The sequence below is a fragment of the Actinomadura madurae genome (assembly GCF_047130825.1).
GTDB classification, from domain to species: domain Bacteria; phylum Actinomycetota; class Actinomycetes; order Streptosporangiales; family Streptosporangiaceae; genus Spirillospora; species Spirillospora madurae.
The window spans coordinates 8,393,107-8,405,179 of sequence record NZ_CP083237.1 but is presented as its reverse complement, the minus strand read 5'-3'; the positions used below and the strand labels follow the sequence as shown (position 1 = coordinate 8,405,179).

Here is a 12,073-nt window from a genome sequence, read left to right as displayed (position 1 = left end):
CAGCCGGTGACCTCCCCCAAGGGGGGTTGGTGAAGGTTCACTCCAGCCTCCTTTGTGCTCGGACGTCGGCGCCCATCCGAAACCCCGGAGCCCGCCGTGCGCGGCGCCGCCATGTCGTGCGCTGGCGCCGCCGTTGCCGGCCGGCCCGGTACCACATGCGACCCCGCGCACCCTTCAGAGCACACCGGCACCGCCTGTGATTTGAGGCACTCTATTGGAAGAAGGTCTAAGAAGCGAGTACTTACATCTGGTTTTGTTCGAAGCTACGATCGGCCGGTGCAGACCAAGGCGCGACGAGGCATCGAAGAAGTCATGGACGACGGCGTGGACCCCCTGGTCATGGGCGTCCGGGACCGCTGGAAGGACCAGGGGCTGCGCGGTGATCCGTGGCCGTTCCTGGCGATCTGTTCGGTCGGGCGGCTCAACCAGCTGCTCACGAAAGCCCTGGACATCGAACTGAAACGGCTGGACCTCACCCGGACCGGCTACTTCCTGCTGACCACCCTCGCGCTCTCCGTCAACGGGCGGGCGCGGCTGAGCACGCTGGGCCGCATCCTGATGATGCATCCGACGACGGTGAAGCTCACCGTCGACCAGCTGGAGGCGGCCGGGCTCGTCGGCCGGGCCCGGCATCCGCGCGACCGGCGCGCCACCCTCGTGGAGATCACCGACGCGGGCCGGGAGCGGGCCAACGAGGTGAGCCTGGCGCTGGAGGCCTCCGGCGGCGCCCTCGCGGCGTTCGACGGCATGCACCGGGACCTGTTCGAGGCGCTGCAACCCGCCCGGCTCGCGGCCGGCGATGTGGAACTCTTGAACCCCGGCCAGGGCCAGGGCAGGGCACGCGGCGATGGGTGAACCGCGCGGCGTCCCGGCCGCGTACTTGGTCTTCGACGACACGAGACCCGGGCGATAAGGCAGTCTTCTCCTATGCCACAGAGTCACGGCACGCGCAGACGTCCCTCCACCCGGCGTTCCGCACGGGTGCCGCAGCCGCGTCGATCGCCCGAGGAACGCCCGGACGCGCCGCGCGGACGCGGGCGCCTGCGGCGGGTGCTCACCAGCAACGTCACCATCATGATCGTGGCCATCGGCGCGCTCGGCGCGGCGCTGACGATGGTCGACCTCGGCAGCTTCGTGGACGACGGCACCAAGCCGCCGAAGGCGGCCGCCGCCGGCCTGTCGACCAACGACATGCTCGCCAAGCTGACGTCGGCGTCCGACATGGACCCGATCCTGGCCGACTCGATCGCCGCCGCGAAGAAGCGCGCCTACGAGGAGCACCAGCGGGAGCTGAAGCGGCTCAAGGAGAAGGCCAAGAAGGAGGCGGCGGCGCGGGCGAAGCTCAAGGCCCAGCAGGAGCGGGAGCGGCTCGCCAAGTCGAACCCGAGCGCCGCGCAGAACAAGGCGTACGGCAAGAAGATGAACGCGCTCAAGGGCTGGGGCCGCTGCTGGGCGGACCTGGAGACGCTCTGGATGCACGAGAGCGGCTGGAACGAGCGGGCCGAGAACCCGTCCAGCGGCGCCTACGGCATCCCGCAGGCGCTGCCCGGCTCGAAGCTGGCGAGCGCGGGAGCCGACTGGCGCACCAGCTCCCCCACCCAGATCGCGTGGGGCCTCGGCTACATCAAGGCCCGTTACAAGGACCCGTGCGGCGCCTGGGACTGGTGGCAGGCGCACAACTGGTACTGAGCCCCCGCCGGACCCGCGCTCGGCCGCGTCCCGGCAGGCCCGAGCTGGCACCATGGAGGCATGCGGACGAGCAGGGCGCGCCAGGTCGGCGGCGCGGGTGAGGCGAATGGGGAGGGCGGCGGCGCCGCGGGGGGCGGCCGCCAGTGGGCGCGGGCCGACGCCACCCGCCAGGCGCTGCTGAGCGCGGCGCTGCGGGTCTTCGCCGACCGCGGCTACTCCGCGGCGGGGATCGCCGAGATCGTCGAGCGGTCCGGCATCAGCGTCGGCAGCCTCTACCACCACTACGGCGGCAAGGCAGGGCTGTACGTGGCGCTGTGGGAGGACCTCAGCGCCGAGCAGGAGGCGAGCGCCGCGCAGGCCGTGTCCGCCGCCCGCAAGGAGGGCGAGTCCGACCCGATCGCGCTGTTCACCGCCGGGGCCCGGGCCTACCTGCGGGTGTGCTGGGAGCGGCGGGAGGCGGCCCGGCTCTTCCTCGACGGCGAGGGCCCAGCGGGGTCGTCGCTGATGCGCCGCAGCCGCGCCCAGCACTGGATCGCGCAGAACACCAAGCTGCTGCGCGGCCCGTCCTCCGGGGAGCCCGCCGGACGCGCCGAGCAGGTGCTGAGCCTCGTGCTCACCACGGTGATCGGCGAGGCCGGGCGGGAGATCGCCACCGCCGAGAACGAGGACGAGGCCGCGGAGATCATCGACGAGGTGTGCCGCATCCTGATCCGGCTCGCCCGCTGACCCCACGCCGCCGCGTCGCCCCGTTCAGGGGCGGGCGGCGCGGACCTGCCCGGCCGGGAGCCAGGCGGGCCGGACCGTGCGGACGCGGGCGGGCTGCGGCGGGAGCGTGCGGAGCCTCGCCGCGGTGGGCCGCTTGCCCGCGAGCCGCGAGCCCGCGGCGCGCAGCCGCCGGCGTGCCGCCCGCCGGGCGCGGGTGCCGGCCCGGCGGCCCAGCCGCAGCCGGAGCAGCAGCAGCGTCACCACGACCGCCAGCGCGGCCAGGAAGCCCGCCTGGAGCGCGACCAGGTCCGCGACGGTGAACCGCTCGTCGGGGAGCTCGCGCAGGTTCGACACCGGGACGAGCGGCCCAGAGGCCGGCGCGATCTGCGGGGTGTCCGGCACGATCGGCGGCAGCGCCACCTGCGGACCGGTCATGCCCGCGAGCGGGTCGAAGCCGGACGCGGTCAGCGGCGGGACCCCGGGCGGCAGCGACGTCGGGCTGATCCCGGGCGGCAGCGCCCCGGACGCGGCCGTGACGATCAGCTTGTAACTGCGGGACACCGTCCTGGCCCTGGCCGCCGAGACGGACGCGCGCAGGGTGATCAGCCCGGGTTTCGCGGTGGACGGGGCCCGCACGGTCGCGAGCGCCGACGCCCCGCCGCTCCCGACGCCGCCGAGGTTCTGCGTCCGGGGGCTCACCCCCGCACCCGCGGCCGACATCCGCAGGACGGTGCCGGTCGCGGTCGCCTTCGCCGAGGACACCCGCACGGTCGCGGTGATCGAGCCACCGGGGCGCATCGTCGCGGACGAGACCGACAGCCCGAGGGACAGCACCGGGGTCTTGGGAGTGCCCGGCTCGTTCGGCGGGTCCGTGGGCGGATCCGTAGGCGGGTCGGTCGGTGGGTCCGTGGGCGGATCAGTGGGCGGGTCGGTCGGCGGATCTGTAGGCGGGTCGGTCGGAGGGTCGGTCGGTGGGTCCGTGGGCGGATCGGTCGGCGGGTCGGTCGGCGGATCTGTAGGCGGATCCGTGGGCGTCTCCGTCGGCGGGTCGGTCGGTTCATCGGTGACGGTCGTGCTCGGAGCGGGGGTCGGCTCCGCGAGCACCGGGTGGACGCCCACCGTGCCGATGAGCGCCACCGCGGCGAGCCCGGCCAGGACCGAAGCCGATCGTGAGCGCACCGAACGCACCTCCACGCACCCATCCCGCCGAATTGCACTGAATTGGATGGAAGCATGCGCCGAATCGGCGGATCAACCCTGCGCGTCAAGGTCCGTGTCAGGTGCTCATTTCCCGCCGAGACGACAATTGGCGATTATCAACGGTTGATTATTCGGGTGCGTTGTCGTCCCGTCCGGCGCCCGCCCGCGAGGCGCGCTCGCGCAGCCGCATCGCGCGCAGCACCGCCTCGATCGCGAAGCGCGCCTCGGAGTCGGCCAGCCGGTCGCCGAGGATGCCCTCGACCTGCCGCATCCGGTACCGGACGGTCTGGGGGTGGATGCCGAGCTCGCCGGCGATGTCGGTGGCGGTGCCGCGGGTCACCAGCGAGGCGCGGAGCGTGTCGAGCAGCCGGTCGCGCTGGCGGGGGCTGAAGCCGTCCATCTCACCGAGGTGGCGGTGGGCGAGCTGGTCGATGAGGGCCTGGTCGGAGAGCAGCCAGAGGGTGACGAGGTGCTCCTCGCAGTCGGTCACCGGCGCGTCCCCGAGCACCCCCGTCTCCACCAGGCCGAGCGCGTGCCGCGCCCACCGCAGCGAATCGGCGACCCCGGTGATCGGCACGGTGAGGCCCGTGACGAGCTGCCCGTCGGGCAGGACGCGGAGCAGGGCCTGCCGCCGCTCGGGGGTCGGCCTCCCGGGCACGACCAGAAACGGCTGGGTGGCGGTGAGGTCGGCGAGGACGTCATCGTCCAGGGCGCCGCGGACGTACCGTGCGCCCGACGGGGCCACGACGGCGGTGACCTCGTCCGGGATCGTCCAGCGCGCCCGTTCGGCGGCCTCGGCCAGCATGCGGGACCCGGCCCGGCGTAGCAGCAGTTCGAGTAACCGCCGCCGGTGCTCCTCGGCCTCGCCGTCCGGCCGCGCGTCCATGTAGCCCTCAAGCGCGAGCGCGGCCAACTCGTCGATGTAGGCGAACAGTGCGTCCGCGAGCTGCGCCATCACCTCGGGCGACACGCGCCGACGCGGGCCGACCTTCATGATGCGGCGCCACGCGACCTGCGCGCCGATGCGCAGCGCGGCCTGGAGCGTGTCGAGCGTCCGGCCCTCCTGCGCCTCGAACCGGCCGAGCCGGCGGTAGGTCTCGTGGTGGCGCTCGCGCGGGGCGTGGGGGTTGGCGACCTGGTCGACGAAGTCCATCAGGGCGCGCTCGACCCCGATCCGCAGCGCCTCCACGTGCGGGTCCCGCAGGGGACGCCCGTACTCGGGGATCGACCTGCGCACCTCCTCGATGATCTCCTGGGAGAGACTGGGCAGCTCCGGCCGCATCAGCAGGGCAAGCCGCCGCGGCAGCCTCGCCCGCCGCTGCGCGTGCTCCGGCGTCAGAGTCCGTGTCATGGGCACACCTCCGAGAACGCCGCCGTCGCGGTCCTGGCGTTTCGCCGGGCGGGGGCACCCGGCTTCCCGGACGGTCGGCGGTACGGCGTGACGCTGAGGGCGCGCCGAGCGGGGGACCCCTGCACACCCCCCGCGATCTGTGAGCCGGACCACAACGAAGTTAGATCAGATCAACTAGGGCTTAATGCAAAGAGAAAGTAAAATCACCATACTGTCGCTTTGCAGTGACACTCGGCGTCCGATAAAGGACAGTTCATCTCGAGGACGGACTCCGTTCCCGCAGCCGGTGCGCCCGCAGCACCGCGTCCAGGACGAAACGCGCGGACGGATCGGTCAACTGCTCGTCGAACGTCTCGCTGATCTGCCGCATCCGATAGCGGACCGTCTGCGGATGCAGCCGCAGCATCCGCGCCGCCTCGACGGCGTTTCCCTGCGCCTCCAGCCACGCGGTGAGAGTTTCGGTCATGCGCATTCGACGTGATCTTGTCATTCCCGCCAGCACGGCCAGTTCCCGCCGGGCAAGCTGATCGAGCAGAGCCCTGTCCGACAGCAGCCACAGCTCCAGCAGGTGCCGCTCGCACAGCGTCGGCCCGCCGTCCTCCAGAACGCCCGCCTCCACCAAGGCCAAGGCCTGCCGCGCCCACCGCAGCGAGTCGCCCGCCTCCGCCAGGGGCACGCCCAACCCCACCGCCGCCCGGCGATCCGGAAGCGACCGCTCCAGCATCGCGGCACGCTCCTCGTCGAACGCCCCGGGTATCAAGAGATGAGGTTCGGCGTCGGCGAGGTCAGCGAGCACGTCCTCGTCCAGCGCCTCCCGGACGCATCGCACCCCGGCCGGTATCGCCACCATCGTCACGGCGCTCGGCACCTCCCACCCCACCGCCGCCGCGGACTCCACCAGCGCGCCGCTCGCCACGCCCGGCCCCAGCACCAGCCGCAGCAGCCGCCGATGATCACCAGGCAGTTCGTCGGCCGACGACCGCACCTCCAGGTAGCCCTCGACCGACAGCGACGCCAGCTCGTCGATGTAGGCGAACAGCGCGTCGGCCAGCCGCGTCATGACCCCGGCCGGCAGCCGCTTCTCCCGCGCGACGTTCGCCACCCGCCGCCACGCGACCTGCACCCCGACCCGGTACGCCGCCTGCAACGCGTCCAGCGTGCGCCCCTGGTAGGCCTCACTCCGGCCGAGCTCCCGGCACAGCTCGTCGCGCCGCTCGGTACCGTCCCCGCCTCCCGACACCTGGTCGACGAACGCCGCCATGGCCTGCTCGACCGTGATCCGGAACGCGGGCGGCTTGGACGCCCCGTCCTGCCGCCCGTACTCCGGCACCGACCGCCGCACCTCGGCGATGATCTCTTCGGCCAGCGACGGCAGCTCGGCACTCAGAATGGCGATGACCTGTGGCGGAATCGACCCAGGACGACGCCCGGCGAGGGTCCCCGTCATTAACCCCTCCCCTCACCCAAAAAGGCCAAATAAAAGGTAACCCACCACCCCACCCCCACGCATCACCACCCAAAAAACACTCACCAAACGACAATTCCAAGCACCCCCCATGATCACCGAAAGACAAATTACAACCCACCACCACACCCCCGACTCAAGCGACAACCCCACCATTACCCCAAGTAACGACTTTCACCCTCCGCGTCCACACGAACACCGATAGCGTCCGCCGCGTGCCATCCGTAGATCACGAGGTGCCACTGGAACTGATCCGGAACGAGCCCGCACTCGCCCCGGAACTCCTCCAGCTGGTTTCCGGTATCAAACCCCCCGAATACGAACAGATCTCCCATGGATCGGAGACGCTCACCGACTGCAACCCCACCGAATACCGGTGCGACTCGACCGTCCTCCTAGGCGACCCCCACCGCCCAGACCTCGCGATCGTCGTAGAGGTCCAGCGCAAGCCGGACGATCGCAAGCGCTTCAGCTGGCCGGTCTACCTGTCCACACTCCGCGCCCGCCGCAGGTGCCCGGTCACGCTCCTCGTCCTGTGCCCGAACAAGCGAACGGCCACCTGGTGCCGCGAACCCATCGAAAGCGGACACGAGGGCTGGGTCCTGCGCCCCTGGGTACTGGACCTCACGAAGGCTCCCGCCGTCACCGACCTGAACAAGGCCCGCTCGCTCCCGGAACTGACCGTCCTGAGCACCCTCGCCAACGCCGACGGCCCCGACCGCGAAGCCGTCCTGACGGCCTTCGCCGAGGCGCTGGAGGTCACGGACCGGGACAAGGGCGAGCTGTACCATGACTACGTGCGGTCACAGCTCTCCGAAGCCGCACGAGACTGCCTGGAGGAGATCATGCAAGCCGGCACCTACGAGTGGAAAAGCGACTTCGCCCTCAAACACATAGCCGAAGGCAAAGCCGAGGGCAAAGCCGAAGGCAGGGTTGAGGAGGCGATCGAGCTGCTCCTCATCATCCTGGAATCGCGCGGCTTCACCCTCGACGGCGACCTCCGCCAGCGCATCACCACGTGCCAAGATCTCCAGCAGATCCACACCTGGGCACGACGCGTCAGCACCGCCCAAACCCTCGACGAGATCTTCACCTAACTCCCCACCCGCCCGCCAGGAAGCTGAAAGAGCCTGGCGGGCGGGTCACCACCACCGCGAGACACCGCCCTCCAAAGCCGTCCGAACCAAGGCTGTCGACACGACGCCGCTTCCGCGGCGCTAGGGGCGTGGATGGCCTGGTGACCCAGCCGTGGGGAGGGGCAGCACCGCAACTCGCGTAGGGGTTGGCATCACCCAGTCATGCGGGCAGTCCGCGCGATGTGAAAGGCCGGGGGCTTTGTCGTCACTCCCCGGCCAGCACACCTACTCGGAGGGAATCATGCAAGCCGGCACCTACGAGTGGAAAAGCGACTTCGCCCTCAAACACATAGCCGAAGGCAAAGCCGAGGGCAAAGCCGAGGGCAAAGCCGAAGGCAAAGCCGAAGGCAGGGTTGAGGAGGCGATCGAGCTGCTCCTCATCATCCTGGAATCGCGCGGCTTCACCCTCGACGGCGACCTCCGCCAGCGCATCACCACGTGCCAAGATCTCCAGCAGATCCACACCTGGGCACGACGCGTCAGCACCGCCCAAACCCTCGACGAGATCTTCACCTGAGCCGACGCATCGGCGCGGTCCGGCATCTGGTGGCGGGCCGTTCCCTTTGTTGGTGCCGTGCCCGCGGGGGTGCCGCGGGCACGGGCTCGGGGCGGTCAGAGTTCGCTGTAGGGCTTCAGGGCCAGGTACTCGTTGAAGATGACGGTGTTCTTGCCGGCCGCCGACGGGAAGCCGCCGACCTGGTTGACGAGCCAGTCGGCGATGCCGCCGCCGAAGACGCAGCCCTTCGCGCCGGGCACCGAGAACGAGTTGTCGACGTGCTTGGCGGACCGCACGGTGGGCGGCGGATCGGTGCGGACGACCCTCGCCGGCTCGCCGGTGATCGGGGTGTTCGGGGCCGGTGGCGAGGTGGTGGCGGTGGTGAGTTCGAGAGTGATCGGGTTGCTGTCGCTGCCGACCCGGCAGTTGGAGCCGAGGAACGGGTTGACCAGCCGGATCTTCAGGCCGACCTTGATGTGGAAGTCCGCGCTCGTCGGCTGGTCGAAGACGCCGGCGTACTCGGGCTGCGCGTACACCGCGGTCAGCAGCGGGTCGCCGAACAGGCCGGGCTGGACGAGCATCCGCTCCGCGCGCATCTTCCCGAACACCGCGGTGTACTTGAAGGTCTGCGGGTTGTAGGCGTTCGCGAACGTCATGCGGATCGGCTTGTCGATCGCCTGGTCGAAGGCGCCGACATGGAAGGTCCCGCTGGTGACGACCACGGAGACGCACCTGGACAGGCGCGGGTCGGAGCCCTCGGGAAGCGGCGGGCAGTCGGAGAAGTCGAAGGTGTCCGGGATCGGGTCGGGGTTGGCGGCGGGAGCGGCGGGGGCGGCCTGCGCCGCGGTCCCCGCGCCCACGGTCAGCGCCGCGCCCAGGGCGGCGGCGGAAAGCGCGAGCCGGGTCACGCGCTTGACGGGACGGGCGAGCTGCACGGTCGGGTCCTTTCTTTCTGCGCGAATACGGGGGACTTCGAACTGCGAAGATCCTCGATTCCTAGGGGGAGAGTAAGCCCGCCATATTGATGGTTCAATACGTGGCGGTGCGCATTTTTGGGACAAATCTTCGATCTTGTCAGCGGGTGCCAGAAAGAGGTTTTGTACGAGTGTTCTCATTGTCAGCGGGGATGCATTTCGGCGGCGGTCGTCAGGGGCTGGAAATCGTTTGGGGAGGGGTCACCGTTAGTCGTGCGGCGACCACGATCCGGTCTTCGGTCGCGATGAATCCGCTTGGACAGGCGAAGTTGACGAAAGTGACGCCCATGTTCCCGCCGTCGAGGCCGAGCACGCTGCTTCCGTTGGTGAAGGCCGCGTCGGCCGTTCCGAGGTTGCCGGTGGGATCCGCTATATCCGCCTGGCACCTGTTCGTCCCGACGAGGTTGAGGTGGAAGCCGAAGAGGGTGCCCGTCGTCTTGCCTGTTCCGGCGTCGTAGGACGAAACGTACATCTCCAACTGGACGCCGCTGGTCATCGTGACCGTGTATCCGACTCCGTCCGGGCCGGTGCAGTCCTGGAAGGTGGCCTCGTCGAATTCGATGAGCGGTTCCGTCGTGTCCCCGGCTCCGGATTCGGCGGATCCGGTGAAGGTGGCGCCGGCGCAGTCGATGCTCCAGCCCCGGTCGGTATTGCGAATCTCCACCGGTGCCGTGGCCGTCACGGATCCTCCCGGTGTGACCGTCCAGGTGTCCTCTGGGGCCGACGCCGGCAGGAGGGCGGCGAGAATGGCTGTCAGGGCAAGCACTTTCATGCGGCCACCCTTTCGTCGGGAGTCTCAGGCCGGTCCGCCGCAGGTGCGCGGCCTGCGGCGGACCGGCGGGTGCGTGCCCGGACCGGGGTGGTGGCGAACGGGCACGACCCGCTATTTGAGCGTGAAGTTCTGCGGCGGGTCCCAGGCGAACGCGGCGTTCGTGATCCGCCCGAATCCCGCTCTCGAGAAGCCCGTCCAGGACGGGCATGTCGTCTTGTTCGTGACTCGCATCGAGGCGCTGGCGGTGAACGTGCCGTTCGCGTATCCGCCGACCAGCCCGGCGTACGTCTCCTCCGTCGAGGCCAGAGCGGGGATGTTTCCGATGCGGATGGCGCAGGAGGTGCTCGGCACTTCGCCGGTGGCGGTGGCGGGGATCTTCCCGGACGCGTTGATGAGAATGCCGTTGAGTTCCAGGGTCACCGTGTCGTTCACGATGGGCCGTCCGTTGAACCACCAGTTCGAAGCCACGGAGAGGGCGAGGGGGAACTCGCGTCCGGATGCCGAGAGCACGCAGCCGGTGAACGTGGGGGTAACCTCGGCCAGCATGAAGCGCTGGCGCCAGTGCTGTTTGTCGAGGTGGAACCGCAGCGCGGCCGCCTCGCAGCGGATCTGGGAGGCGCCGGTCCCCGCGATGACGAACGGGGCGACCGTGGCCGTGACGTCTCCGCCCGGTGAGATCGTCCAGGTCTGCGGTTCTTCGGGATCGGCGTCGCAGTCCCGCGTCTCCGACGGCCTGCACCAGGGGCCGGACTCGATCTTCGCGTAGTTGCCGGAGCCGGAGATGCTCGCCGTGAACAGCGGGCTCAGGTCCTCGCCCACACCGCAATGGGAGAACGCCGGAATATCCAGTTCCCCGGTGAAGGTCTGGCCGTCGTCGGGTCTGATGAATCCCGTTTCCTCATCGCCCATGAACGAGGAGAGCGACAGCAGGGTCCGACCGCTGCCGCAGTTCTCTCCCACGTTCAGGGCGGTGCCGTTGACCGACACGTCCTTGACGCGCACGGCTACGTACTGGCGCATCCAGGCGTTGCTGCTCTCCACACCTGGCGGGCGGACGTTGGGCGCCTGCAATGGCGCGACGATGCGCAGGTTTCCGACCTTGCGGTTGATGGGGTCGCCGGGCGCGCGGAGCTGCACCGTCTCCGCCGCCGCCGTCGTGGGCATGAAACCGAGCGACAGGATCGTGGCTCTGCTCGGCACGGTGGTGTTGAGCACATAGCCCTGCTGCTCAAGGTAGTTCGTGCCGGTCGTGGGAGGATTGGCGCGATAGGTGACCACCCCTCGCCTGAAGACGCTTTCCGCCGCAATGGGGGTGGCGCTGCCGAGTTTCTTGATATTGGCGAATCCGGCGCCGCGCGCACAATAGGGCAGGCCGGGGTCATACCCCTCCGGGGGAACCCGCGCGATGCCCGTGCCGGGACGTTCCGGCTTATTGAAGATCTCGTAGAGTTTCTCGTCCAGGTTCAGGCTGTACTCGGGATCGTCGCCGGGGTTCACCGGTGGCGGCGGGATCTCGAAGCATTCGAGGGTGCTTGGCGGTTCCGCCTGCGGCGCGATGCCCTGCCCCGTGGCCGGGACCCCGGCCGCGGCCGGGGTCCGACCCCGCACCGAGACGCTTCCGAGCCGCGGGCTGCGCGGCGGGGTGCAGTTCAACGAGACCGGCTTCCCGGCCGTCCCCTCGGAGTCGTCGAGGACGAGTGTCAGGCCGCGTGCCCGCCAGGCCAGCTGGCCCGGCGCGGAAGGGGTGATCGGGGACGTCACGCCATGGCCGGTGAGCCGCACCGCCTCGCCGGTGGACGGCCCCTCGGCGGCGAGGGCGAACACGGGCCAGCCGGCGTCGAGGACGCGGGTGCCCTGGACGATGTCCACGTCCAGCCGCGCCGTCCCGGTGACACCGGCCATCGCCTGAACGCCGGGTGCCACGGGATCCGCCGTACCGCCGCCCGCCGGCTCGGCCGGTCCGCGCAGGAGCGTGGAGGGGACGTTCGCGCTGATCGCGACCGTGCCCGGTTGCACGGGTTCGCCGACGCGCCCGGCGGCCGGCGCGCTCGCCTTCACCGCGACGTCGACCCGCTGCGTTCCCGTCGGCGTGGTGCACAGGAAGGGCAGCTCGGCGCCGATGTCGGCGGACGCCGACGGGCCCGCGCCCGGCATGCCGACGACGGCCAGCGCCGTCGCCACGGCCGCGGTGGCCGCGAGCGAGGCGAGGCGGCGGCCGTACTGCAACATGTCCACGTCCAATCGTCGGAGGGGGCCGCATTCGCGCGCTCGGCGCGAATGCGGCC

11 protein-coding genes are annotated in these 12,073 nt (G+C 70.4%); 5 read left to right on the top strand and 6 right to left on the bottom strand.

The window, feature by feature from the left end:
- The first annotated feature begins 276 nt into the window (after positions 1–276).
- The 3 genes from K8Z49_RS39140 (at position 277) to K8Z49_RS39130 (ending at position 2,415) form a co-directional block, all read left to right on the top strand.
- Positions 277–855, top strand: coding sequence for a MarR family winged helix-turn-helix transcriptional regulator (locus K8Z49_RS39140; RefSeq protein WP_412516553.1), 579 nt, complete (start codon positions 277–279; stop codon positions 853–855).
- A gap of 195 nt (positions 856–1,050) precedes the next feature.
- On the top strand, positions 1,051–1,689 hold the full coding sequence (locus tag K8Z49_RS39135; protein WP_021593635.1) for a lytic transglycosylase domain-containing protein: 639 nt from the start codon (positions 1,051–1,053) through the stop codon (positions 1,687–1,689).
- A 60-nt stretch (positions 1,690–1,749) separates the two neighbouring features.
- Positions 1,750–2,415, top strand: a complete 666-nt coding sequence (locus K8Z49_RS39130; protein WP_021593634.1) for a TetR/AcrR family transcriptional regulator — start codon at positions 1,750–1,752, stop codon at positions 2,413–2,415.
- Between the two features lie 24 nt (positions 2,416–2,439).
- Here K8Z49_RS39130 and K8Z49_RS39125 read toward each other — a convergent pair whose 3' ends face one another.
- The 3 genes from K8Z49_RS39125 to K8Z49_RS39115 form a co-directional block, all read right to left on the bottom strand.
- On the bottom strand, positions 2,440–3,573 hold the full coding sequence (locus K8Z49_RS39125; RefSeq protein WP_412516552.1) for a hypothetical protein: 1,134 nt from the start codon (positions 3,571–3,573) through the stop codon (positions 2,440–2,442).
- A gap of 148 nt (positions 3,574–3,721) precedes the next feature.
- Positions 3,722–4,945 (bottom strand): helix-turn-helix domain-containing protein, encoded by a 1,224-nt coding sequence (locus K8Z49_RS39120; RefSeq protein ID WP_021597354.1) that lies wholly within the window; start codon positions 4,943–4,945, stop codon positions 3,722–3,724.
- Positions 4,946–5,198: 253 nt separating this feature from the next.
- A complete protein-coding gene (locus tag K8Z49_RS39115; protein ID WP_412516551.1) occupies positions 5,199–6,392 on the bottom strand; it encodes a helix-turn-helix domain-containing protein in 1,194 nt (397 codons plus the stop codon).
- 233 nt (positions 6,393–6,625) lie between these two features.
- Between K8Z49_RS39115 and K8Z49_RS39110 the strand changes: the two genes are divergently transcribed.
- Both K8Z49_RS39110 and K8Z49_RS39105 read left to right on the top strand, forming a co-directional pair.
- The gene (locus tag K8Z49_RS39110; RefSeq protein WP_412516550.1) at positions 6,626–7,507 is read left to right on the top strand and encodes a hypothetical protein; all 882 of its coding nucleotides are present in this window, start codon (positions 6,626–6,628) and stop codon (positions 7,505–7,507) included.
- Between the two features lie 280 nt (positions 7,508–7,787).
- A complete protein-coding gene (locus K8Z49_RS39105; RefSeq protein WP_412516548.1) occupies positions 7,788–8,063 on the top strand; it encodes a hypothetical protein in 276 nt (91 codons plus the stop codon).
- Positions 8,064–8,158: 95 nt separating this feature from the next.
- Here the strand turns inward: K8Z49_RS39105 and K8Z49_RS39100 are convergent, their stop codons facing one another.
- The 3 genes from K8Z49_RS39100 to K8Z49_RS39090 all read right to left on the bottom strand — a co-directional run bounded on the left by K8Z49_RS39100 (position 8,159) and on the right by K8Z49_RS39090 (position 12,023).
- Complete coding sequence (locus K8Z49_RS39100) at positions 8,159–8,977, bottom strand: hypothetical protein (protein ID WP_021597357.1); 819 nt, start codon at positions 8,975–8,977, stop codon at positions 8,159–8,161.
- A gap of 211 nt (positions 8,978–9,188) precedes the next feature.
- Positions 9,189–9,788, bottom strand: a complete 600-nt coding sequence (locus K8Z49_RS39095; RefSeq protein WP_146877497.1) for a hypothetical protein — start codon at positions 9,786–9,788, stop codon at positions 9,189–9,191.
- Between the two features lie 111 nt (positions 9,789–9,899).
- Positions 9,900–12,023 (bottom strand): hypothetical protein, encoded by a 2,124-nt coding sequence (locus tag K8Z49_RS39090; RefSeq protein WP_412516546.1) that lies wholly within the window; start codon positions 12,021–12,023, stop codon positions 9,900–9,902.
- Positions 12,024–12,073 lie beyond the last annotated feature (50 nt).

Excerpts from the sequence above, each read along its gene's own strand:
- K8Z49_RS39130 (WP_021593634.1), top strand. The coding sequence starts at position 1,750 with ATGCGGACGAGCAGGGCGCGCCAGGTCGGCGGCGCGGGTGAGGCGAAT.
- K8Z49_RS39115 (WP_412516551.1), bottom strand. The coding sequence starts at position 6,392 with ATGACGGGGACCCTCGCCGGGCGTCGTCCTGGGTCGATTCCGCCACAG.
- K8Z49_RS39120 (WP_021597354.1), bottom strand. The coding sequence starts at position 4,945 with ATGACACGGACTCTGACGCCGGAGCACGCGCAGCGGCGGGCGAGGCTG.
- K8Z49_RS39095 (WP_146877497.1), bottom strand. The coding sequence starts at position 9,788 with ATGAAAGTGCTTGCCCTGACAGCCATTCTCGCCGCCCTCCTGCCGGCG.
- K8Z49_RS39105 (WP_412516548.1), top strand. The coding sequence starts at position 7,788 with ATGCAAGCCGGCACCTACGAGTGGAAAAGCGACTTCGCCCTCAAACAC.